Origin of the sequence: Lysinibacillus sp. HST-98, assembly GCF_016757845.1 — a bacterium.
Classification (GTDB): Bacteria; Bacillota; Bacilli; order Bacillales_A; family Planococcaceae; genus Lysinibacillus; species Lysinibacillus capsici.
Genome location: NZ_JAENHX010000006.1, coordinates 85,320 through 110,129, shown reverse-complemented (window position 1 = coordinate 110,129; position 24,810 = coordinate 85,320). Strand labels below are relative to the sequence as shown.

At 37.0% G+C, this 24,810-nt stretch carries 24 protein-coding genes and 1 riboswitch; of the genes, 20 read left to right on the top strand and 4 right to left on the bottom strand.

The window, feature by feature from the left end:
* Positions 1–60: 60 nt before the first annotated feature.
* On the bottom strand, positions 61–1,119 hold the full coding sequence (ytvI, locus tag JIN86_RS14780) for a sporulation integral membrane protein YtvI (RefSeq protein ID WP_004231879.1): 1,059 nt from the start codon (positions 1,117–1,119) through the stop codon (positions 61–63).
* A 90-nt stretch (positions 1,120–1,209) separates the two neighbouring features.
* Here ytvI and JIN86_RS14775 point away from each other — a divergent pair, with 90 nt between their 5' ends.
* The 20 genes from JIN86_RS14775 to JIN86_RS14680 all read left to right on the top strand — a co-directional run bounded on the left by JIN86_RS14775 (position 1,210) and on the right by JIN86_RS14680 (position 20,709).
* Entirely contained in the window at positions 1,210–1,764 is a 555-nt protein-coding gene (locus tag JIN86_RS14775) for a hypothetical protein (protein ID WP_202342270.1), read from the top strand.
* Between the two features lie 80 nt (positions 1,765–1,844).
* Positions 1,845–2,390 (top strand): glutathione peroxidase, encoded by a 546-nt coding sequence (locus JIN86_RS14770; protein WP_009370639.1) that lies wholly within the window; start codon positions 1,845–1,847, stop codon positions 2,388–2,390.
* A 124-nt stretch (positions 2,391–2,514) separates the two neighbouring features.
* A riboswitch (cobalamin riboswitch) is annotated at positions 2,515–2,712 on the top strand.
* A gap of 158 nt (positions 2,713–2,870) precedes the next feature.
* Positions 2,871–3,428: a hypothetical protein gene (locus JIN86_RS14765; RefSeq protein ID WP_202342269.1), complete on the top strand. Its 558-nt coding sequence runs from the start codon at positions 2,871–2,873 to the stop codon at positions 3,426–3,428.
* Positions 3,412–4,362, top strand: coding sequence for an ABC transporter substrate-binding protein (locus JIN86_RS14760; protein WP_202342268.1), 951 nt, complete (start codon positions 3,412–3,414; stop codon positions 4,360–4,362). Before JIN86_RS14765 ends, JIN86_RS14760 begins: the two co-directional genes overlap by 17 nt.
* 145 nt (positions 4,363–4,507) lie before the next feature.
* The gene (locus tag JIN86_RS14755) at positions 4,508–5,275 is read left to right on the top strand and encodes a tyrosine-protein phosphatase (protein ID WP_004231891.1); all 768 of its coding nucleotides are present in this window, start codon (positions 4,508–4,510) and stop codon (positions 5,273–5,275) included.
* Between the two features lie 134 nt (positions 5,276–5,409).
* The gene (locus tag JIN86_RS14750) at positions 5,410–6,777 is read left to right on the top strand and encodes an MATE family efflux transporter (protein ID WP_004231893.1); all 1,368 of its coding nucleotides are present in this window, start codon (positions 5,410–5,412) and stop codon (positions 6,775–6,777) included.
* A gap of 2 nt (positions 6,778–6,779) precedes the next feature.
* Positions 6,780–7,613, top strand: a complete 834-nt coding sequence (locus JIN86_RS14745; RefSeq protein ID WP_202342267.1) for a putative RNA methyltransferase — start codon at positions 6,780–6,782, stop codon at positions 7,611–7,613.
* A gap of 79 nt (positions 7,614–7,692) precedes the next feature.
* On the top strand, positions 7,693–8,295 hold the full coding sequence (locus JIN86_RS14740) for a lysophospholipid acyltransferase family protein (protein WP_004231896.1): 603 nt from the start codon (positions 7,693–7,695) through the stop codon (positions 8,293–8,295).
* Positions 8,296–8,355: 60 nt separating this feature from the next.
* Positions 8,356–8,817, top strand: coding sequence for a low molecular weight protein-tyrosine-phosphatase (locus JIN86_RS14735; protein WP_202342266.1), 462 nt, complete (start codon positions 8,356–8,358; stop codon positions 8,815–8,817).
* Positions 8,818–9,018: 201 nt separating this feature from the next.
* Positions 9,019–9,738, top strand: a complete 720-nt coding sequence (locus JIN86_RS14730) for a YebC/PmpR family DNA-binding transcriptional regulator (protein ID WP_004231899.1) — start codon at positions 9,019–9,021, stop codon at positions 9,736–9,738.
* Between the two features lie 64 nt (positions 9,739–9,802).
* The gene (locus JIN86_RS14725) at positions 9,803–11,098 is read left to right on the top strand and encodes an arsenic transporter (RefSeq protein ID WP_202342265.1); all 1,296 of its coding nucleotides are present in this window, start codon (positions 9,803–9,805) and stop codon (positions 11,096–11,098) included.
* A 74-nt stretch (positions 11,099–11,172) separates the two neighbouring features.
* Positions 11,173–12,921 carry a methyl-accepting chemotaxis protein gene (locus tag JIN86_RS14720; RefSeq protein ID WP_202342264.1) on the top strand — a complete coding sequence of 583 codons (1,749 nt, stop codon included), beginning with the start codon at positions 11,173–11,175 and terminating at the stop codon, positions 12,919–12,921.
* Positions 12,922–13,144: 223 nt separating this feature from the next.
* Entirely contained in the window at positions 13,145–14,887 is a 1,743-nt protein-coding gene (locus JIN86_RS14715) for a methyl-accepting chemotaxis protein (protein WP_202342263.1), read from the top strand.
* A 77-nt stretch (positions 14,888–14,964) separates the two neighbouring features.
* On the top strand, positions 14,965–15,540 hold the full coding sequence (locus JIN86_RS14710) for a YdcF family protein (RefSeq protein WP_225340503.1): 576 nt from the start codon (positions 14,965–14,967) through the stop codon (positions 15,538–15,540).
* Between the two features lie 140 nt (positions 15,541–15,680).
* On the top strand, positions 15,681–17,378 hold the full coding sequence (locus JIN86_RS14705) for a M3 family oligoendopeptidase (protein WP_004231910.1): 1,698 nt from the start codon (positions 15,681–15,683) through the stop codon (positions 17,376–17,378).
* 165 nt (positions 17,379–17,543) lie between these two features.
* Complete coding sequence (locus tag JIN86_RS14700; protein ID WP_004231912.1) at positions 17,544–18,635, top strand: AI-2E family transporter; 1,092 nt, start codon at positions 17,544–17,546, stop codon at positions 18,633–18,635.
* Positions 18,636–18,646: 11 nt separating this feature from the next.
* On the top strand, positions 18,647–19,270 hold the full coding sequence (locus JIN86_RS14695; RefSeq protein ID WP_202342262.1) for an NUDIX hydrolase: 624 nt from the start codon (positions 18,647–18,649) through the stop codon (positions 19,268–19,270).
* Positions 19,271–19,404: 134 nt separating this feature from the next.
* Positions 19,405–19,869, top strand: coding sequence for a hypothetical protein (locus tag JIN86_RS14690; protein WP_202342261.1), 465 nt, complete (start codon positions 19,405–19,407; stop codon positions 19,867–19,869).
* Positions 19,870–19,891: 22 nt separating this feature from the next.
* Positions 19,892–20,083 carry a hypothetical protein gene (locus JIN86_RS14685; RefSeq protein WP_004231917.1) on the top strand — a complete coding sequence of 64 codons (192 nt, stop codon included), beginning with the start codon at positions 19,892–19,894 and terminating at the stop codon, positions 20,081–20,083.
* A gap of 17 nt (positions 20,084–20,100) precedes the next feature.
* Positions 20,101–20,709: an alpha/beta hydrolase gene (locus JIN86_RS14680; RefSeq protein WP_004231919.1), complete on the top strand. Its 609-nt coding sequence runs from the start codon at positions 20,101–20,103 to the stop codon at positions 20,707–20,709.
* A 47-nt stretch (positions 20,710–20,756) separates the two neighbouring features.
* Here JIN86_RS14680 and JIN86_RS14675 read toward each other — a convergent pair whose 3' ends face one another.
* From JIN86_RS14675 to JIN86_RS14665, 3 genes are all read right to left on the bottom strand, one after another.
* Positions 20,757–22,868 carry an MMPL family transporter gene (locus JIN86_RS14675; RefSeq protein ID WP_004231922.1) on the bottom strand — a complete coding sequence of 704 codons (2,112 nt, stop codon included), beginning with the start codon at positions 22,866–22,868 and terminating at the stop codon, positions 20,757–20,759.
* A gap of 105 nt (positions 22,869–22,973) precedes the next feature.
* Positions 22,974–23,990, bottom strand: a complete 1,017-nt coding sequence (locus JIN86_RS14670) for an inorganic phosphate transporter (protein ID WP_004231925.1) — start codon at positions 23,988–23,990, stop codon at positions 22,974–22,976.
* Between the two features lie 21 nt (positions 23,991–24,011).
* Positions 24,012–24,632 carry a DUF47 domain-containing protein gene (locus tag JIN86_RS14665; RefSeq protein ID WP_004231927.1) on the bottom strand — a complete coding sequence of 207 codons (621 nt, stop codon included), beginning with the start codon at positions 24,630–24,632 and terminating at the stop codon, positions 24,012–24,014.
* Positions 24,633–24,810: the final 178 nt, after the last annotated feature.

Genomic DNA, 24,810 nt, shown 5'->3' with positions numbered 1-24,810 from the left:
AAGAAACCAGACGACTACTTCTATTCTTGAAAAGAGATTTCCCTGCATACTAGATTGATATTAAATTTTAAAATTTACTTTGATGACACCTGTCTCTTTCAACGCAATAAAGAAAATAATTACGAATGGACCAACAAGTAAACCGATAATACCAAATAACTGTAGACCTATGAACATGGAAATTAATGTTGGTAAAGTGGACAAACCGATATGGTCTCCCATTAACTTAGGCTCGACTACTCGACGAATAATAAGTAAAATAGCAGCTAAGATGAATAATTTTACAGCTATAGAGGTGTTTCCCATCAATAGGTGGTAAAGCCCCCATGGCGCTAGAATAATGATAGAGCCTAGGAATGGTACAATATCTATTAACCAGATAATAATCGTCATTGTTACTGCGTATTTCGGTTGGATTAATAGCAGTCCAATGAGTGTGACGCCTCCAATAATAAAGCTTACAAATAAGTGAGCCTTCATATAGCCAAATGTAGCATCTTTTAAGCGATTTAAAATAATTTTTATCTTCTTTGCTGTATTGGGCTTTAAATATTTATAAGTGATTTGCTTTAACTTAGGCAAATCAAGCATAAATAGGAATAGCGCAATCATATAAACGAGAAGACTGATAAATAGGCTGGGTATCTCTGAAAAGAAGGCAGAAACTTTGCTATAATTAAAGAAGCTTAAAAAGGATTCTTCAACTTTCTTTATGAAATCCATTGTGGTTTTTTGAAGCGAAGCACTTACTTCAGGTGGAAAGTCTTCTGTGTATTTAGAAATATTTTCTTGCATATGAAGCCACATATCTGATAGCTTGGAAATATAATAGGGAGCTTGCTTAGATAGTAAAATTATTTGTGTCATTATTTGTGTAATGGATAGATAACAAATAATAGATATAACAATAACACTCACTATGTAAATAAAAGCAACTGCTATTTTCCGTGACATTTTCCATTTCCGTTTAAAGAACATGACAATTGGTTCTAAGAAAAATGCACTAATCCCAGCAAGTATTAAAGGCATGGACACTGGGATAATAAAATAGGCAGCTAGAAGTAGGGATATTATCACAATCAACCGAAAAATCAATTTCCTAGCATTAAATTTATTCATAAACTCACCTTCTTTGCGAAAAAAATTAAGTTAAGTGTACCATAAATCAAATTTTATTACGTTCTGAAACAATAAAGGTAGGGATGAATTATGGAAAAAGAGATTTTGCAACTTTTTAGTAATCTAACAGAGCATGATCGCGATATTCAATATGAATCTTACGAGGAATTAATGAAAATTATGCAGGAACCCGTAGATTGGACATATGCAGTTTGGGAACAGCTAATAAAAGCACTTACATACAATAATGGTTATTCTCGTGCACGTGCTGCACAAATTTTATGCGCTTTAGCTGCAAAAAGTGATCCAGAAGAAAGGGTCTTGGAGGATTTTTTAAAGATTTGGGCTGTGACTTACGATGAACAATCTGCTACAGCAAGGCATGCATTACAAGCAATTTGGAAAATTGGACAGGCGGGTCAAGTACAAAGAGATTTGGTTGTATCGTATCTAGCTAAAAGATTTCAAACATGTATAGATGAAAAACAGCCATCTCTTATTCGTCAGGATATTATTATGTCATTTAAAAAGCTATATGATCAAACAAATGACTCGAAATTATTAGATATTGCCCATCGTTTAATTAATGAAGAACAAGATGCTAAATATAAAAAGAAGTATAAGTCAGCCATCCGTTCAAAGTAGCGAGGTGGTGTTTTTTGTGCAAATTCTTTGATGAACGGTAGAATAGTCAACTATAATGAATGAAAAAAGGGGATTATAGCATGAGCATTTATAATTATCTTGTTCGGAAGCCTAATGGCGAAATTTTATCAATGGAAACATATCGTGGTAAAACAATGTTAATTGTTAACACGGCAAACCAATGCCGATTTACATATCAATTTGAAGACTTACAGAAAATGTATGATAAATATGGAAAAGAGAATTTTGTAGTTCTTGGCTTCCCTTGTGATCAATTTGGCCATCAAAATCCTGAGGATGGAGAGGAAACTAAGCATCTATGCAAGGTAAACTATGGGGTCACATTCCCGATTTTTGAGCTTGTACAGGTAAATGGAGAGGCTACACATCCACTCTTTAATTATTTAAAGCATGAAGTGAATTACCGAGAGTTTGGGAAGGCAAGTATGCAGGAGAAAATGTTGGCAGAAGCAATTGTTCAACTTGCCCCAAGCTTTTTAGATGGTCGTAACATTCGCTGGAACTTTACAAAATTTCTAGTAGATGCTAATGGTAAGACCGTCGCACGCTTTGAACCAACAGATTCACAGCTCGATATTGAACAAGCAATTGAAACACTACTATAGTAAATTTCTTAATAATGTAAAAATTTGTTGGAATTTTCTCTTCAAGTAGAAGTGTTGCTATATTTTAAAATTGAGTACAGCTATTTTTTCTGAATCATATATGATAAACTGCATTACAAATGAAATATTCTTGCAGGATAAAGGTGCTAGTAAGCATAATCGGGAATCCGGTGAAAAACCGGAGCTGTTTCCGCAACTGTAAGTACAGCCATTATAAAGATTTACCACTGTCTCAAAGAAGATGGGAAGGTCCTTTATAACACATTCGTTTTATGTGACGAACTGTACAAGCCAGGAGACCGACCTTTATTTGAACGTATAAAAACTTCTCGGAAGCTAGGAGGATATACGGCAAATACATAGGCTTTGTCTAGTTTGATGGCTCAATATTGTATTTTTGTCGTTCCTTTGCAAAAGGAGCGACTTTTTTTATGCCTTTCAAGTAAGAATTTTTCATTATAGAAAATAGGGGGGGAACCAGTGAAAAAAGATGCCCGTTATTCTTGTTATCCATTTATGCGTGAGAAAGCTTCAACGGTCGATTTTGAAATTCGAACAGATAGCCTGACAACACATCTAGGAGTTGCATTAGCTGCGGTAAAAAAAGAGGATGTTCAAGTTGTTGCTGGGGATTTATTGTGTATGTTACCTATGGCTTATCATGTGAATGGCTCAGTTCGTGGGAAATTAGCAGTAACTGAAGAGGATTTATCTTGGTTAAGTGAGCGTTATGATTTTTACGTTCGCCATGTGAAGGAAGAGATTCAAAGTTTTGTTTTACCTCAAGGAACAGAAGCCGCTGCAGCCTTACATCTTTGTCGCAGTGAAGCAAAAAAATCATATCGTACTTTATACAAAGTATCAGAAGAACGAGAGGTTCCTGCTATTCTTTTCGATTACCTTGGTTTATTAGCTAATGTCTGTTTTGTCATGGCTGTTTTTATGAATCAGCAAGCTGGAATAGCGGAAATACCGTTTATTAGTAAATCCTACCCAATGAAAAAGAAAAAGGAGAATAACAATGAAGAAAGTATTTAATTTCCAATGGCTATCAGTGCTCTTACTTGCACTGGTATTAGCAGGCTGTAGCACTGCTGAAGAGACAAAAAATAAAGAAGCCTCGCAGGATACACAACACGTTGAGAAAACAAGCTATAAAGTGACAGATGACCGTGGAGTGGAAATAGCGTTTAATGAAGTACCAAAAACAGTTGTATCTTTACAACCAAGTAATACTGAGATTTTGTTTGCTTTAGGTGTGGGCGATAAAATTGTAGGAGCAACTGAGTACGATACTTACCCAGAGGAAGCACAAAAAATTGAACGTGTCTCTGATACTACGAATTTTAACAGTGAAAGAATTATAGCGTTAAAGCCAGATGTTGTCATTGCTTATACAATCGGTGATAAGGATGCACTAAAGCCGCTTGAGAACGCAGGAATTAAAGTATTTGTTATTCAATCTGCGACTACTTTTGATGATGTTTATGGAGATATCGAACAAATTGCTGCTGTGATGGGTGTTGCTGATAAAGGAAATAAATTAAATGAAGAGATTAAAGCGAAAATTGCTGAAGTACAAATGAAGGTGAAGGACGTAAAAACGCCGAAAAATGTTTATTTAGAGGTTAGCCCTAAGCCAGACATATATACAGCAGGCTCTAGCACTTTCCAGCAAGAAATATTAGATGCAGCTAATGTTAATAATGTTTTTTCTGACTTGAATAGCTGGGCAAAAGTGAGTGAGGAAGATGTTATTGCGAAAAATCCAGATGTTATTTTAACAACAGTAAACTATACAGAAGATCCAATAGGAGAAATTCTGGGAAGAGATGGTTGGAATACTGTGACAGCTATTCAAAACAAAGCGGTATTGTCCATTGATACAGATATCTCAAATCGACCTGGTCCGCGTATTGGTGAGGCTGTAGAATTAGTAGCGAAGGCTGTGTACCCAGAGTTATTTAAATAAGAAATGTTTTCATGCTAGCTGCGAGCCATTCAGCTAGCATTTTTTATGTGGTTTAAATTACTACCTAGCGTGAAAATTGGAATTAATGTAGTTTGTTCTTTAAAATAAAAGTAAGTATGCTTAATAATCTTAGGAGGTGTAGTGATTGGAGCAATTAGAGACAAAGGTAATTCCATTTGAAGCAGTCTATAATTTCCGAGACATGGGTGGATATAAAACAAAAGATGGGCGTAGGGTAAAGAATGGTTTATTTTACCGCTCAGCTGCTCTTGGAAAAATGACACTGGCAGATAAAGAGCTATTTGAAACGTTAGGGATTAAAACCATTTTTGATTATCGCGATAACAATGAGGCGTATCATAATCCTAATCCAGTGTTCACGTATGCTCAATATATACAAATCCCAGCGAAGGGTAATCATGCTTTTGAAATGCCTACCAATGCTGGTGGTAGAGATTTCTATAAAGTGGTAAGCCCTGAGATGTTTCGAGATTTTTATGCACAAATGCCTTTTAACAATCTTTCATTTAAAGAGTTAATGCAAACGATTCAAAACCCTGATAATCTAGGTCTTGTACATCATTGCGCAGTTGGTAAGGACCGAACGGGTATTGGAGGAGCACTTATTTTACTAGCTTTAGATGTACCTGAGGAGACCATCATGGAGGACTATTTAGATACTAATATACATTTACGTCCAATGGTAGAAAGACTGGCTCAGGCTATTCAGCATCAGTATAATGAGCAAGAACTACAGCAATTTTATGCATTAATGTCCGCCCGTGAAGACTATTTACAAGCAGCATTGGATGAGATGGATCGTCGCTATGGTTCTAAGACTGGGTTTTTAGAGCAGGAATTTGGCCTAACATTTGAAAAACGAGAGCAATTACAATCCTATTGCTTAATTTAAAAAAGGGCCCTTTCACACGATGTGAGAGGGATTTTTTATGTGGAAGCGCTGTCTTCCTATAAATCTCTTTACAGTCTGAATATTTGTGATAAGATACAATAGATTTTTAAGAAAATATAGGAGAAGTGAAAGTATTGGCAGACACAATTAAAGAGACAAATAAGTTAAGTCTATTCCATTTAACATGGCCGATCTTCTTAGAAGTTTTTCTATTTATGTTGATGGGACTAGCCGATACTTTTATGCTCAGTGCTTTATCAGATAATGCTGTATCAGGAGTAGGTGCAGCCAATCAATATATCCATATTGCCATCTTGATTCTGGAAGTAGTGGGCAATGGTGCATCTATTGTTGTTTCCCAATATTTAGGCTCCAGACGCTTTTTTGAAGCGGCCAAGATCTCGGCGTTAGCGGTCACGATGAATTTGGTCGTTGGGCTTTTAATGAGTATTTTATTTTTCTTCTTTGCGAGACATTTAATGACAATGATGAACTTGCAGGGAGAAGTCCTTCACTATGCACAAAGTTACTTAGCCATCATCGGGAGTTTTATTTTCCTACAGGCTATTATTAATGCACTAGCTGCAATTATTCGTGTACATGGTTGGACAAAACAAACTATGTACGTTTCACTTGGCATGAACATCTTACATGTTGTGCTAAATTACGGTCTTATTTTTGGGAATTTAGGTTTACCAGAGCTTGGTGTGAAAGGAGCGGCTATTTCCTCTGTCATTAGTCGCGGATTAGCCGTTCTAGTATTTTTCTGGTTGCTGTATCAGGTAATGGAAGTGCGCGTAAAGTTACAATATTATTTTGAGTATTCAAAGGAATATGTGAGGAAAATATTAAACATTGGTTTACCATCTGCGTTTGAACAGGTGCTTTATCAATTTTGCCAAATCATCTTTTTATATTATGCGACTTACTTAGGAGCAGAAACACTAGCAGCACGACAATATGCTATGAATATTTCGATGTTTACGTATTTATTTGCGATTGCCATTGGTACAGGAACAGCCATTATTATTGGTCGTCATGTAGGTGCAGGAGAAAAAGATGAGGCGTATCATCAGCTATGGAAAAGTGTCCGTGCAGCATTTGTTTTTACGATTATTATGGTTGCAGTCGTTACGCTATTCCGTAAGCCCCTTATGCAGGTTTTTACTGATAATCCAGAAGTCATTAAGATTGGGGCATCCGTGTTAGCATTAAGTATTTTGCTAGAGACTGGTCGCACGATGAATATCGTTGTCATTAACTCTTTACGCGCTTCTGGGGATGCTAGATTCCCAGTGAAAATTGGTTTTCTATCAATGGTTTGCATGAGCCTGCCGCTTGGCTATTTATTTGTCTTTGTATTGGATTGGGGCTTGGTCGGAATTTGGCTAGCCATTTCAGCAGATGAATGGGTGCGGGCAATTATCGTATACTTTAGATGGAAAAGTCGTAAATGGGAGCGTTATGCTCTTGTATCACCGAACGACAAGAAGGAGGCATAGAAATGGGCACATTATCGAAACGTACGATCGGGGCGGCATTAATGGATCAATATATCACCCTTTTTGCTTGTCCAATCTGTCAGCAATCCATGCATGTCTATGAGCAGGGGAGATTGGTTTGTGCTTCTAACCATTCCTTTGATATTGCGAAACAAGGCTATGTCAATATGCTGACACATAGCGCCGCTTCTAAATATAGTAAGAGCCTTTTTGAATCCCGTAAGGCTGTTATTGATAGTGGGATTTATGATGCTGTGGAAGCCCGAATCGGTGAGCTTATAAGCTCTGCAAAAACGGTGCTTGATACTGGTTGTGGAGAGGGCTCACATTTAGCTCGCATTATGAATGATAGGGATCATGGTATTGGCATTGGAATTGACATAGCGAAGGAGGGCATTTTGGCTGCAGCACGTCATTATCCTCAACAAATTTGGTGTGTAGGGGATTTAGCTAAAAGTCCATTTGCTCAAGTGAGTTTCGATGCCATTTTAAATATATTATCGCCGGCAAATTATGAGGAGTTTAAACGACTTCTTACACCGAATGGCTGTCTTGTGAAGGTTGTACCGCAAAGTGGTTATTTGCGGGAACTGCGTGCTCAATTATATGCAGATTCAAACAAGGAAACTTACTCTAATGAACAAATTGTAGCTCGTTTTCAAGATAGTTTTCGTGAGGTAAACGTAGAACGCGTAACGTATACTTTACCGCTTTCAGAAGGGCTAGTACCCGCGCTATTAGAGATGACACCAATGGGGTGGCATAAAGCAGAACAAACAGCCGTTGAACTAAATCAAATCACGATTGATGTGGATCTATTAGTAGGGAAGGTTTAAGTTGGTCACCTGCAATTGCAGTATACTGGTCTTTTCGATTACAATGGGAATAACTATTGAATAAGGTAGGAATGTAACAGTGTATAAACTAGCAGCAAATGTTGTCAAAGTAATATTAAAATTAATGGGTTCAAAGGCTCGTGTATACGGAGAAGAAAACTTGCCGAAAGAGGGTGGGTTTATTATAGCTTGTACACATACCGGCTATGTTGATATTTTAAACCTTGGTGTAGCCATGTACCCTCGTGAAATTCACTTTATGGCGAAGAAGCAATTATTTGAAATGAAAGGGCTTGGCTGGCTTGTTAAGCATTTAAATGCTTTTCCAGTAGACCGTGATAATCCTGGACCAAGCGTGATTAAAATTCCTTCGCAGTTATTGAAGGAAGGTAAAATTGTAGGGATTTTCCCCTCCGGGACACGTAGTGCAGAAGGAACAGATTTAAAACAAGGGGCTATTACCATCGCACAGTTGGCAAAGGCGCAAATTGTTCCAGCTGCTTATGTTGGTGCACGTAATGTGGGTGATGTAATGAAGCGAGGTAAGGGCTATTTAATTTATGGTAAGCCATTTTATGTAACAGGCAAGGGTAAAGAAGGCCGTGAGCAGTTTACTCAACACCTTGAGCATGAATTAGTTGCTTTAACAGAAGAACTACAAAAACGTATTCCCGTAAAATAAAAGCAAATGGCACTCAGAATCAAATTGATTTTGAGTGCTTTGTTGTAGGAGGAGAATAAAATGATTCGAGTACTTTTCGTATGTTTAGGTAATATCTGTCGCTCACCTATGGCTGAGGCGGTCATGCGAGACTTGGTGAAGAAAGAGCATTTAGAAGATAAAATTGAAGTGGATTCCGCTGCTATTAGCTCATGGCATATTGGTGAACCTCCACATAGAGGAACACAGGATAAGCTTAGTGAATATGGTATTTCTACAATAGATATGCAAGGTCGACAATTACAAAAGTCAGATTTTGAAAAGTTTGCTTATATTATTGGAATGGATGAAAGCAATATTCGTAATACCCGTACAATACTAGGTCAACCAAACTCGCCAAAGATTTTTCGTTTTTTAGATTTAACAGCACATCGCAAGGATGTCCCGGATCCTTATTATACAGGTGATTTTCAGGAAACCTATGAATTGGTGCAAGAAGGTTGTCAGGCATTACTAGCAAAAATTAAACAAGAGCTGTTGTAAGATGGCGCTAAAATCGTAAATTTTAACAGCCATTTTTTTAGAAAAATGCTACCTTAAACATTGGTATATCTAGCTTTGTAAGCATCATTGTGTTATTATTTGCAGAGTAAAGATACGATAAGTATTTAATTACCATTTACAGATATGCAACTGCGTATCTATTATTTTTATAAATTTATCTTTTGAAAGAGAGTGGAAACAATGGGTCGTAAGTGGAACAATATTAAAGAAAAGAAAGCGTCTAAAGATCAAAGCACAAGCCGTATTAATGCAAAATTTGGGCGAGAAATTTATGTGGCAGCTAAATCAGGCGAACCAGATCCAGAGTCAAACCGTGCACTTAAAGTAGTGCTTGAACGCGCAAAAACATACAGTGTTCCAAAACATATTATAGAAAAAGCCATCGATAAAGCAAAAGGTGGCGGTGATGAAAGCTTTGATGAATTACGTTATGAAGGCTTTGGACCAGCCGGCACAATGATTATCGTGGATGCTTTAACAAACAATGTAAATCGTACAGCCTCTGATGTACGTGCAGCATTTGGTAAAAATAACGGCAATATGGGTGTCAGTGGATCTGTAGCTTATATGTTCGATTCAACAGCAGTTATTGGCTTAGAGGGTAAAACGGCTGATGAAGTACTAGAGATTTTAATGGAAGCTGATATTGATGCTCGCGATATTCTAGAAGAGGAAGAAGCGGTAATTATTTATGCAGAGCCAGACCAATTCTTTGCGACACAAGAAGCATTAAAGGCTGCAGGCGTAGAAGAATTTACAGTAGCAGAGCTTTCTATGTTGCCTCAAACAGAAGTGACTTTAACTGGCGACGATGTAGCGAAGTTTGAAAAACTAATTGATGCATTAGAAGATTTAGAAGATGTACAAAATGTTTTCCACAATGCAGATTTAGGCGAATAAACCATTAACAAAATGAGTAAACCAGTAGCATTTAAGCTACTGGTTTTTAATTAGGGAGGAAAAGATGCAGACTGCTTTAGCCATTATTTTATTTTTAGTCACATTATTTTTTGTCATAGTACAACCACGAAAACTATCAATTGGCTGGTCTGCCTGTATAGGAGCAGCTATTGCATTATTAATAGGTGTAGTAACCTGGCATGATGTGTTAGAGGTAACGGGGATTGTTTGGAATGCAACGCTATCATTTATTGGTATTATTTTAATTTCACTCATCTTAGATGAAATTGGCTTTTTCGAATGGGCGGCTCTACATATGGCACGTCTTGCAAATGGAAATGGAATTCGCTTATTTATTTATATTAGTTGTCTTGGAGCTGTTGTATCGGCTTTGTTTGCGAATGATGGGGGTGCCTTAATACTAACGCCGATCGTTTTAGCGATGGTGAGAAAACTGAACTTGAGTGAAAAAATGATCTTTCCCTTTATTATTGCAAGTGGGTTTATAGCAGATACAACCTCCTTACCTTTCGTTATTAGCAATTTAACGAATATCGTATCAGCTGACTTTTTCGATATAGGCTTTATTGATTATGCAGTTCATATGTTTGTACCAAATTTCTTTTCTTTAGTGGCAAGTATAGTAGTACTTTACATTGTTTTTCGTCGTTCCATTCCACAACATTATTCTCTTGAGGCAGTTGAGCAACCAAGTCAGGCAATACGAGATCCCAAATTATTTTCGATCGCTTGGTATGTAATTGGGATTCTATTAGTGGGCTTCGTAGCTGGTGAGATTTTACACATCCCTGTATCTTTTATTTTATGTGGGGTCGCTGCAATATTCTTATGGCTAGCACAGCGTAGCTCTGTGGTAGATACAAAAAGAGTTGTAAAAGGAGCGCCATGGAATATTGTGTTCTTCTCAATTGGCATGTATGTGGTTGTATATGGGTTAAAAAATGTAGGGATGACAGGAATATTAGCAAATTTATTAGAACTAGCTATACAGCAGGGCTTCGTAGTAGCAACGATGACGATGGGATTTGTTGCTGCCATTTTGTCTGCTGTCATGAACAATTTACCTACTGTTATGATAGATGCTTTGGCAATTTCAGAAACAAGTGCATCCGGCATGATGAAAGAGGGGCTGATTTATGCAAATATAATTGGTACGAATTTAGGTCCAAAAATGACTCCGATTGGCTCACTGGCTACATTGCTATGGCTTCATATATTAGCCCAGAAAGGCATTAAAATTAGCTGGGGACAATATTTTAAAATCGGTGTTATTCTTACCATCCCGACACTGTTCGCCACTTTAATTGCATTAATTATTTGGATATGCTTAATATCATAGATTTATTGTTGAAATAGTTAAAAAAATAGTACAATAGGAACTACTAAGATATTAGTATATTAAAGGAGGAAAGTATGCGAGCGTCAGGCAAATTAAGTAATAAAATAGTGTTAATGTCATTGGTAATGTTAGTGGCTTTGTTATCTTTTTTCGTTATAACAACAATCTACACAGCAAAATCATCTGTTAATAAAACCATGGGAACACAGGCAGTTGCACTTGCTGAGAATATTGCAAAACATCTAAATGCTGCTGAATATGAGCAACTCTCAAAGGAACCAAAAGAATCTGAGTTATATTGGCGACTTCGAGAAGAACTAAACGAATTACGTGAAGTAAATGGTGTTCTCTATGCCTATACTTTCGCAGTACCACAGGAAGATAAAAAGGTACGTTTTTTAGTGGACGGTATGCCAGTAGATGATCAAGAAAATGCTGGAGCTATAGGAGATGAATCCTCCACCACATACTACAAGGATATTGAAAAGGTAAAGAATACTGGAAGTTATTATTCCGCTATTTTACATAGTGATTTTGGAGATTATTTATCTGGTACTGTTCCATTAAAGGGTGAGGCAGGGAATATTGTTGCCTTTGTTGGGGTCGATATAGAAGCAACAGAGGTAAGCAATGTTGCGAATGCCGTATTAACGGCTATTTTACCTACATTAATTATTGTCATATTAGCTTTAACTGGTATTGTTATGTTCATCTTATATCGTTATATTAATGGAGCATTAAAACCCCTTGCACATTTAGGTGTTGCAGCACAAAGTTTTGCTCAAGGAGATATTGCTAAGGCAACGATAGAAGTGGAGAAAATTCAGTTAAAAGGAGCAAATGAAATTACAATATTTGCACAATCCTTCAGAGAATCACTACAAAAATTAAAAGAAACTTTCCATACGATTCAACAACGCACATTTGCTTTACAAAATGTTGTTCAAAAAATTGATGAGACTTCTCAACATGTGGAAGAATCAAACGCTCAAATTGCAGATCGAATTATCGAAATTGCTGCTGGTAGTGAGCAACAGCAGCAAAATAATCAAGAGGTTGTATTAACGATGAATGAGATGTCAATTGGTATTCAACGACTGGCTGATACAACTTCAGAAATTGCAGAGTCATCATCAGCAATGACGGGACTTGTGGAAACAAGTGTTAGTCATTCTCAAAAAGTTGTTTCTCAAATTCAAAACGTAGAATCTTCTGTTTTACGTACGGCTAATCATGTCGAGGAAATGGGTGATAAGTTCCGATCAATTGAAGAGATGGTGACCATCATTACGAGTATTGCAGATCAAACCAACCTACTGGCTTTAAACGCTGCAATCGAAGCAGCAAGAGCAGGAGAAGCTGGTAAAGGATTTGCGGTCGTGGCAGATGAAGTTCGTAAACTTGCAGAGATGTCTAAAGCATCTGCTGACAAAATACACATGCATTTAGAAAGCTTTAAGAAAATTACCGATCGAGCGTTACAAGAGATGGCTAGTAGTACCCTAGATGTACAGGCAGGCAATAAAGCAGTGCAACACATAGGTGAAAGTCTAGAGAAAATATTGCAATCTGTTCTTGAGGTGAATAATAAAATTCAAGATGACTCTGCTGTAATTGAAGAAATGTCAGCAGGCTCTGAGGAAGTATTAGCTACTACCGAACAGATGAATGCTATTGCAAAGCAGAGTGTCATAGGAACAAAGGAAGTAGCAACTGCCTCAGATTTACAAGTAACCATGGTTTCTGAATTAAATGAAGTTGTAACAATATTAGATCAAACATCGAAAGAGGTTATAGAAACGATTAATACATTTAAATTATGATTAGTTTAGAACTATTTCTCTATAAGCTTACGTCTTATGGAGAAATAGTTCTTTTGATTTTTGGCATTTAAAATTTAACTAGAGGTTAGCATAAAGGCATGAAAACAAACCATATTCAGGGAAATTAGAAAATAATTTGTGCTTTACCCATTGTGAAAACTTTCAAACCATAACATAATATAAAGTAATATATTGTTGAACGAAGAAAATAGGGGGCTAAAGTATGAAGTTTTTACGTTCAATACAGGGGAAATTGATTATTATTTCATTGGCACTACTAATTATTCCAAGTTTAATAATTGGTATAGTTAGTTATGGTAAGGCTAAGAATGGGATGGAGGATATAGGAGAGCAGGTACTTTACAATAGTGTTGAATCTGCATTGCAATTAATCGAGCTCGCAAACGAGCGTGTTGAAAAGGGTGAAATTCCCTTGGAGGTTGCACAGGAGCGAGTACGAGAAGCATTTCTTGGTCCGAAAGATAGCGAAGGAAAACGGCCTATTAATTATCCTGGTGATTTAGGGGAATATGGTTATATCTATGTGTTGGATGATAAGGGAACATTAACAACACATCCAACACGAGAAGGAGATAATCTTTGGAATGACCAAGATAGCAGTGGCAATTACTTTATTCGAGAAGTAACTGAAAAGGCACTTGATGGTGGTGGCTTTACACAATATGAATTTGAACTACCAGGTCAGGATGTCTTAGCCGATAAAATTATTTATTCTGAGAAAGATCCACATTGGGGATGGATTATTGCATCAGGTACATATATGCAGGATTTTAATGCAGAGGCGAATTCTTTATTGATAGTAATTGGTTTGACATTAGTAGGTGCTATCATTATTGGGACAATCGTTGTCATTCTTGTATCAAGACATCTGGCATTACCAGTTCAAAAATTATCTAAACGTGTACGTGAAGTAGCAAAAGGGAATTTAACGGTTGAAATTGAGCATTTACAGCGCTCCGATGAAATAGGACAGTTAAATGATGGCTTTAATGAAATGGTACATCAACTTAAAACACTTATTTCAGATGTGGAGGAAGCGATTGTAGAAATACAATCAACATCAGCCAACTTAACCGCAGTAGCTGAAGAAACAAATGCCTATGGGGATGAAATCGTCAAAGCAATCAATGAAGTATCCAAAGGTGCAGTCAAGCAAGCATCTGATGCAGAGGATACAAACCGAACGGCTATCGAATTTGCACAGCAAATTGAAGGATTGCATGATAAAAATGAATTAATGTTAGATGCCTCACAGCATATGAAAAAATCAAATGAAGAAGGCCTAGTTAATCTAGAAAGCTTAAAGGATAAGTCGAGGGAGTCTTCAAATCTCGTTCAGAATATTCAGTCTGTATTTGGTAGCTTAATTGTCAAGGTACGTGAAATTGAAGGCATCGTGGGGACGATTACGGAGATTTCAGATCAAACGAATTTACTTGCACTTAACGCCTCTATTGAAGCAGCAAGAGCGGGTGAACATGGTAAAGGATTCGCAGTTGTCGCAGAAGAGGTACGTAAACTTGCTGATCAAACCTCTGTAGCGACTGAGCTAGTACGCACAACGCTAAAAGGCATTGAAAGTGAAACAAACTTAGTCAATGGTGAAATGCAGAAAACCCATATCATTGTAAGTCAACAAAATGATTCTGTCATGGTAACAGAATCATCCTTTAAAGAAATTAAATTAGCTGTTGAAAAAATTATAGCCATTATAGGCGATACGACAGATAGTGTAGAATATTTAAATAGCTCTAAGAATACGATTATGCAATCGATTGAAAGCATTGCGATGATTAGTGAAAAGAATGCTGCTGCATCTGAAGAGGTAACAGCATCCGTAGATGAGCAACAACGCGCAATACAACTCGTTAGCGAATCTTCCAATGATTTAACCGATGAAATATCTGCCTTACAGGAGTCTATTAAACGATTTATATTGAGATAATATCTTTCAGGGTGCTTGGTTAACAAGCATCCTTTTCTTTTTATCATCGTTAATAAAAGGTAAAGGAGGAATGATATGTGAGAAGGTGGTTGATGACAGTTGGTGTTATTTTAATCGGTAGTGGAATCGTTCTTTATACTTGGCTGGGAAAAGAAATTGATCAGGGTATGGAACCGAAGGCCGATGGTTCAGCTGATTATATGATTATATTGGGAGCAAAAGTAAGGCCAGGTGGTGTACCATCGCTTTCATTAAAAAGTAGATTAGAGGTGGCTGTTCCATACTTAACAAAATACCCACATGTTAAGGTCATTGTGTCCGGTGGACAAGGACCTGATGAAGATCGTACAGAGGCATCTGTAATGCAAGACTATTTGGAACAGTATGGCATCGATGCCACGAGAATTATCATAGAAGATCAATCTACATCTACTTATGAAAATTTAGTATTCTCTAAAGATTTATTACCAAAAGAGACAAAGAAAATTACCATCGTTTCAAATGACTTTCATTTGAAACGTGCAAAATATCTTGCTGAATCGTTAGATTTTGAAGTAGATGTTCTATCAGCAAGAACACCAAAATCAGTAGAAGCAAAATTAAGAATAAGAGAAAGAGCGGCGTTATTAAAAACATATATTGTGGGCTATTAAAACAACAACGCTATTATATTTAGGAACTGCTTCTTTCTCAAAAAATCATGGAACAGAAAAGAGATAATTGTTTCTTAATAGATTCTATTTGGCATATAATAGAAATATTACGGGGTATAGGACAGAAAGAGGGGACTTTAATGACAACGTTTAAAGAATATCAATACAGCCGTCCAAATGTGGCATCAATGAAAGAGCAGCAGTTAGCACTCATTGAGCAATTTAAACAAGCACAATCGATGGACGAGCAAAGTAATATCATTGAAAAGCACAATGCAATTAGTAATGACTTTGCGACAATGGCTAATTTAGTATATATTCGTGCTTCAATCGATACGAACGATGAATTTTATCAAGCAGAACGTGATTATTTCGATGAAGTAGGTCCTGAGTTAGAAGAAGTAACGACGGAATACTATAAAGCTTTAATTGATTCACCATTTCGTGAGCAATTAGAAGAAAAATGGGGTCAGCAATTATTTGATCTAGCAACTTATCAAATTAAAGGCTTCTCACCAGAAGTTATTGATTTGATGCAAAAAGAAAACAGACTTGTTTCTGAGTACAATAAGCTTGTTGCATCTGCACAAATTGACTTTAATGGGGAAACATTAACACTCGCTCAGCTTGGTCCGTTTGCAGAGTCAACGGATCGAGAAACACGTAAGGCAGCAACGGATGCTCGCTTTGGCTTCTTTGCACAGCATGAAGATGAATTCGATCGTTTATATGATGAACTTGTCAAGGTACGCCATGAAATTGCGATTAAACTTGGCTATAACAACTATGTTGAACTAGGCTATATTCGTATGAATCGGATTGATTACAATGCTGATATGGTTAAAAAATTCCGTGATCAGGTACGTGATTTAATTGTGCCTGTTGCAACGAAGCTTTATGAGCGTCAGGCAAAGCGAATTGGCATTGAAGATTTCAAATTTTATGATGAAGCACTTAACTTCTTATCAGGTAATGCTACACCAAAAGGAAATCCTGAGTGGATTGTAGCAAACGGTAAAAAAATGTATGAGGAGCTTTCACCTGAGACAGGAGAATTCTTTAATTTCATGATTGACCATGACTTAATGGATCTTGTAGCGAAGAAAGGGAAAGAAAGTGGCGGTTATTGTACGTTTATTGAAAACTATCATTCCCCATTCATTTTCTCAAATTTTAATGGTACTTCAGGTGACATCGATGTATTAACACATGAAGCTGGACATGCTTTCCAAGTTTATTCAAGCCGTAATATTGGCATTCCTGAGTATTTATGGCCTACCTACGAGTCTTGTGAAATTCACTCGATGAGTATGGAATTCTTCACATGGCCTTGGATGGAGCTGTTCTTTGAAGGTGATACAGAGAAATATAAATTCACACATTTAAGTAGCGGTCTTTTATTCTTACCATATGGTGTGGCAGTAGATGAGTTCCAGCATGTTATTTATGAAAATCCAACAATGACTCCTGCTGAACGTAAAGCTGCATGGAAAAAAATTGAGGAAACGTATTTACCACACCGTGACTATGATCATAACAGTTACCTAGAGGCTGGGGGCATTTGGCAACGTCAGGCTCACATCTATGCCAGTCCGTTCTACTACATTGATTACACGTTAGCACAAATTTGTGCCTTCCAATTCTGGAAACGTTCACGTGAAGAATTTGAAGCGGCTTGGAAAGACTATATTCATCTTTGTGGTTTAGGTGGCTCTATGTCCTTTACAAAGCTTGTAAAAGAGGCAGGTTTAATCTCACCATTTGAGGATGGCTGTGTTGAATCAGTTATTGGAGAAATTGAGACATTCTTAAATTCCATAGATGATTCTACTCTATAATGGATGACTTAAATTCGTTTCACTTCCACGATAACTATTATTGTGGAAGTGAGCGAATTTTTTAGTTTGTCAGAAGAGTTCTGTAAAAAAATACTAGGATACTTGCGAAATGGTTAATATATCAGTAGTATTTTCAGTAACTGCTATTAAAGGAAGTGAAAGAAAGTGACAAGGAAAGTTTGGTTTCAAGTAGGAGTAGGGATACTACTTACACTATTAATCATTAAATATTTTATAGAAATTCATTGGATTTTTTCACCGCTTGTCATCATATTAAAAGCCATTTTTGTGCCTTTACTACTTGGTGGTGTTCTCTATTATGTGACGGAACCAATTCAGAGATTTTTAGAAAAACGTAGATTTCCTCGATGGGGAAGTATATTGACGATCGTGTTCGGACTAATAGCAATGATAGGTATTTTTGGGTGGATTATTGGTAACCCGATTGCCGAGCAGGTCAATAAATTAGTGAAGAATGCCCCTATGATTAGTACGAGTATTAGTACGAGCATCCAGCAACTAACAGAATATGTAACGCAAAATAAGGATAACTTCCCACAGGAATTAAATGATGTTATTAAAAAAATGGCGAATTCCGTACAGGATATCGCAGTAGTAACGAGTAAGGGATTTGTGTCCTTTTTACAATCGATTGTTTCTGTGTCGTTACTAGCTATTTTAATTCCATTCTTCTTTATTTTTATGCTGAAGGATCATGAGAAGTTTGCTCCATCCATCTATAAATATTTCAGTGGTGAACGTCAGCAATGGGTAAAGAAAACATTAAGTGAGATTGACGATGTATTACGTACCTATATTCAGGGCCAACTGCAAATTAGTTTTTTATTAGCACTAATAATGTATGTAGGCTATTTAATTATCGGATTAGACTATTCGTTATTACTAGTGATTTTTGCATTCTTTATGAATATGATTCCATTTATCGGGCCTTGGATTGCCTTTGCGCCAGCCCTGATAGTGGCAGTTATTCAAGATCCAATTTTAGTGGTGTGGGTTTCGGTTGTGACGCTGGTTGCTCAGCAAATAGACAGCAACTTTATTACACCTAATGTCATGGGGAAATCACTTGATATCCATCCCCTTACCGTTATTACAATTATTTTAGCGGCAGGTAATATAGCAGGTTTTATTGGTATTATTATCGCTGTACCATTTTATGCAGTCTTAAAGGTTATCGTATCCAATATTTATGATCAACGTAATGCAATTAAGAAAAAAGCGACGAAGTCAGTATAGGAGTCGAAACAATGGAACAAGAAATTGTAAAGGTATTTAATGAACAGCATGAGCAAATTGGGACAGCTACGAGAGCGGAAGTGCATGAAAAGGGGCTTTGGCATGAGACTTTTCATTGCTGGCTTGTAAATGAAGACTATATTTATTTTCAAGTACGTAGTTCACAGAAAAAGGATTATCCAGGGTTACTCGATATTACAGCAGCAGGGCATCTTTTAGCGATTGAGACGGTAGAGTCAGGCATTCGAGAAGTAAAAGAAGAATTAGGACTCAACATTGATGTCCATGAAGTTGTGAAAATGGGCATGACATCTTGTAGTATCGTTTCTGAAAATATGATCGACAATGAATTTTGCCATGTCTACATATATCCTTTCAAGCATGATTGGGATTCCTTTGCTTTGCAGTATGAAGAAGTATCGGGTGTAGTTAGAGCGAGGCTAAATGAGGCGGAGGCTTTCTTCTTGGGAGAAACGACGACACTTAATATTGAAGGGTATGAATATTTCCCTGATGGTCAACGTGTGAGAATTGTCAGACCAGTAGGTACTGCACAATTTGTTCCTTATCGGGAATTGTATGTTGCACAGGTGATAAAATTCACACGTGAAAAAATAGTTAATCAAACCTCATAAGTTTAAATAGGATAAGCTATAATATTAGCTTGTCCTATTTTCTTGCGCAAAAATGATTTAGAAACGACACGATATAATAGGAAAAAATGAGTTATACTGTTAGATAGATTGTAAAGAAAAGGAGCATTTTTTATATGCTAACATTTGAACAAAAACAAGCGATTATTGAATCGTTTTCTGAGTTAACAAAAAAGGAAATTTCTTTAAAGCGCCTAAATTATCATTATATGGACAGTCTTTACGAAAAAACGATTGTAGTTGAGAAGTTACATCCAAACGGCAATGGCTTTGTCTTTGTGGGAGATTTATTACGCTATGAGAATGAGGCTAATGATAAAGGATTAGTAAATATCCGTGACTACGATGAACAACAACTTCGTGAAATTATTGAAGACGCAATCCAATATTTATCTGAAGAAGTAGAAGAGCAGGAACCAATTGTGGAGATTTGGCATAGTCGCGAGGGTAGTCAGTTACAGCTAGCTTTTGAGCAACGTTCGTGGAACGTGTATCATGGAGACAATCTGGAAGAGGCATTTGGTACGTATGAGGCAGCAAAGGAATATTTACTAGAAGAAGGCTTTCGTACAAAGAAATAAGAAATACGGGGGATCATGATAGATGAACGGAAAAAAATTAGTGGGAATTGTTATTGTTGTTGTGATAGCGGCATGTTTATTTTCAGTTTATACCATTACTAATTTTTATAAAAATCACGAAGAACAGCCAAATCGTGAAAATCGTGAAATTAATAAGTCGAAGAGCTTGAATTTAATTTTGCCACAGGCTACAATTATCTCGAATTCAAGATAATTGAGAGGTGACTGTCAGTGCAACATATTTATTATAAAGGTACAGACGAAACAAAGCCGACATTATTATTACTACATGGTACAGGTGGTAATGAGGAAAGTCTTATTGGTCTGGCAAAAGAAATAGATGAAACAGCCAATATTTTAAGTGTTCGCGGAAATGTACTTGAGCATGGAATGCCACGATTTTTCCGCCGATTAGCCGAAGGTGTCTTTGATATTGAGGATTTAATCTTTCGTACAAAGGAGCTTCATGAATTTTTACAGACGTCAGCACAGCAATATGGCTTTGATCGCCAACGAATTGTAGCAATAGGGTATTCGAATGGTGCTAATATTGCAGCAAGCTTATTATTCCACTACGATGATGCGTTAGCGGGAGCTATTTTGCATCACCCAATGGTACCAAGACGTGGTATTGAATTACCGCAACTTTCTCCAACACCTGTGTTTATCGGTGCGGGTACGAATGATCCAATGTGTACAGCACAGGAATCTGAGGATTTAGAAAACCTTTTAAGAGCTGCAGGTGCAACGGTAACGACGAAATGGTTTAATTTTGGTCATCAACTAACAATGCCTGAAGTACAAGCAGCAAAAGAATGGTATAAAAGCATTTACGCTTAATTGAAAAAATCCACCTCCTTTTATAAGGGAGGTGGATTTTCTTTATGTTATTTACTTTTCTTTGAGAAAGGAAGCCACCAGTTCCAATCACCAAACAGCTTCATAAGACTAGGTACAAGCATAAGACGAATAATCGTTGCATCAATGGCAACAGCAATAGCGATACCCACACCAATTTGCTTCACAGGCATGACATCTGTGAAGGCAAAAGCACCTGTAATAACAATCATGATAAGCGCTGCCGATGTAATTATTCGGCTAGTGGATGTTAAGCCATCAATTGTTGCCCGCGTATTATCAGAGCCCTTTAAATATTCCTCTTGGATACGAGAAATTAAAAAGACTTCGTAGTCCATACTTAAGCCAAATACAAGACAAAAAACAATAACTGGAATGATTAGTACAATGGAGCTTGCTTCAATACCAAAATGACCATATTGGAAAATATAAACGAGTATACCGAATGCAGATGAAAGTCCAATAATGTTCATGATTATTGCCTTTAACGGAATTAAGATAGAACGGAATGCCAACATTAAAATAAAGAATGTGGAAACGATAATAATCGCTATAGCTAAAACAATTTTATTAGCAATTTCATCAAAAATTTCTTGGTTGAATTTAGCTGGTCCACCAAGTGCAAAATCCACGCCCAGGTCTTTGTCCATCCATGTTCGGGCAAATTTTTGAGCTGTAGAGGAAGAACCTGCTGCATCAATTGTAATGGGGACAAATAGCTGTGTATCCTTCGAGAATGAATTAATAACAGGTTTTAATTGTTCTGCAACCTGTGGAATAGCTAAAGAAGCAGAAAGCTCCTCTGGTGTTTGAATGTTAGCAGCTGTATAAATAGTTGAAACATTAGTCACTAACGGGTCCTTTAATAGCTTTTCTTGAATAGTATAAATTAACTCTCTACCCTCAGTATCCTCCCAGCCACCTTTTCGTTCAGCTAACAAATATAATGTAGAGGATTCACCTAGTCCAAACGTTTCATCTAATTTATCGTATGCTGCACGAGCATCATATTTCGTAGGTAAGGAGTCCACCTGTGGAATGGTTAATTGGATATCCTTTAAAGGGATCATGCCGATGCCTAGTAATAATAATGCTGAAATCACTATAGCTACTGGATGTTTCATGACAAAACCTGCAAAGCCACGCCAACGATTTGCCCCATCTGGTTTAACGCGTATTAAGCGCCATTTATTAAGTCTATCTCCTAATAGCATCATAGTGGCAGGAAGTAATGTTAAGCCAGAAAGAACGGCTAACAGGACGACTATAGTGCCTCCTAGGGCGATATTATGAAAAATTTCTACATCAATGACAATCATCGCACCTAAGCCAATCATGACACAGACTGCAGAGAAAATGATAGAACGACCTGCTGTCTGAATAGCAGTTTGAATGGCTTGAGCAATAGAAGTATGTGTGCGTTCTTCTCGGTAACGATTAATAAACAGCAACGCAAAATCAATACTTAAAGCCAGCCCAAGCATTGGTACAATATTTAAGACGAAAATAGATAGATTGACATTAGCACTGAGCAACGTCATCATACCAAAGGCGGTAACCACTGTTACAACACCAATGATGATTGGCAAAATAGAAGCAACAACTGTACCAAATGCTAATAAGAGAACCACGATGGCAATTGGCAATCCAATGGCCTCAGCTGATGCCAAATCCTTTTGACTAGCAGTATTTATGTCGGCAGAAATAACAGGCCCTCCAGTGACACTAATACCGTCTTTTTCAATCAATGAACGGAATTCCTCAACAATGTCAGGAAGGTTTTCTACATCGTTCTTTATGTGAACCATAGCATAGGCAATACCATCTTTCCGTAAAGAGGAGTCTTCTAAAGGTGATTGAATAGAATGAATCTCTTTTATGTTATCTAATTTTTTTAAAGTGTCTTTAATTTTCTGATCATCAGCTGGATCAAAGACAACTAAAATCGTATTAGATGGTAAATCAAATTTTTCTGCTAGCTCGTTGGTAACATAGTTATGATCTGCTTCGACAAAGAAACCATCACCTTGAAGTTTGCCTGGAAGCTGTAAAGCAAAGTACGCCATTGCTAGAAAAATAATAAGCCATATGACTACGATTGCTTTCGCATGTGCTGTAATAAAAGCTGAAAAAGTTTTCATAGTTGTTTATACATCCCCCTTTTCAATTAGTGTAAAGGATGTGTCACATTTTGTCGTGTGACAAAGTAAAGACTCCCATCCACTTTTTGGACAGGAGTCTTACTATTAAAAGAATAATGATAATATGAAATAAATAACAGATGCCATAACGGCTGAAATTGGCATTGTAATCACCCACGTAGTAACAATCTTTCGAGCCATCCCCCAGTTTACACCACGCACACGCTGTGCTGAACCGACACCCATAATGGATGAAGAAATGACATGTGTTGTTGATACAGGTAAGTGGATTAGCGTAGCGCCAAAAATAACAGTAGCCGATGCTAAATCTGCCGCAACACCATTAACAGGGCGGATTTTCATAATCTTACCGCCAACCGTTTTAATGATTTTATAACCACCAATTGAGGTACCTAGCCCCATTGCTGTAGCTGCAGCAGCACGCACCCAGAAAGGTATTTCATCTCCAGTGTGCAAGCCACCAGCGATTAACGCCATCGTCATAATCCCCATCGCTTTTTGTGCATCATTTGTACCATGGGTGAATGATTGGATGGCAGCAGTAAAAATTTGCATTGTACGGAAACCTTTATTCGTCCGATATAAATTTAAATTTTTAAACCAGAGTTTAAAAAGAGTCATCATAATAAAGCCTGCACATATAGCAAGTAAAGGTGAAAACACTAAAGCCATGATGATTTTAGTAAAGCCGCCATAGTTTAACACATTAAAACCAGCGGATGCGATTGCAGCACCAGCAATAGACCCAATCAATGTATGTGAAGAACTTGACGGAATACCGAAATACCATGTCAATAAATTCCAAATTATAGCTGAAATTAATGCAGCTAAAATAACGACTGAGCCAGTTGTGTCTCCTTCAAAAGCATTTAATGCAAAAGGATCTACAATATCTTTTGTTAGAGCTTTTGCGACCCCTACAAAGGTGATAGCACCAATAAAGTTCATAGTTGCCGCCATGATGATTGCCGTGCGAGGTGGCAATGCTCTAGTAGAAACCGAAGTTGCAATAGCATTTGCTGTATCATGGAAGCCATTGATAAAGTCAAATGTTAGGGCAAAGATGACGACCAGTACGGTTAATATAATGATTGTGTTCATTGTAAAGTGCCCATCTCCTAATTATGCGTTACGCATGATAATTGTTTCCATAGTATTTGCTACGTTTTGACAATGATCAGCGATATCTTCAAGTTGTTCATAAATATCCTTAAATTTAATGAGGCGGATTGGATCCTTTTCATTTAAAAATAACTTCTTAATAGAAGTACGTTGTACCTCATCACATTCACGTTCATAGTCTTTAATAAGAATTGCGTGTGGACGCATGCCAATTAGATTCTTTTTCTTTAACTCTTCTGTCGCTTTGACTATTTCATCAGCACTTTTTGAAATAAACCCTAAGAAAATGCGCATAGATTCATCAATCTCAGTGAGCGAAAACATTTCAAAATGTGCAATACAGTGTTCTGTTCCATCTAAAACATCATCCATACGAATGGCGAGCTCTAAAATATCCTCACGTTCAATAGGTGTCATAAATGATTTGTTTAACATGACAATCAGTTCATGAATAAGCTTATCACCAGCAGTTTCATAATTTTTCATTGTAATGCTAATCTCTTTTAGGTCAGCTACACTGTTAATACGAAAATCATTTGCGTAATGTACAGCCTCTCTCATATTTTCAGCAATTTTATGCAATGCAATAAAGAAAGGGTCTTGTTTTTTTGAGTTAAGCATGTGAATCGAATCCTCCTGGATATAAATAAATTAATCGACCTCTAAACTTTACTATCATAACAAAATCTTTAATTTATCTACATAAAAATTTACTATTCGACATAAAAATTTACATTGCTGTAATATATAATTCGTTCACAAAATGTGAGGTAATCCAGCTGTATTTATTTTTATGAGT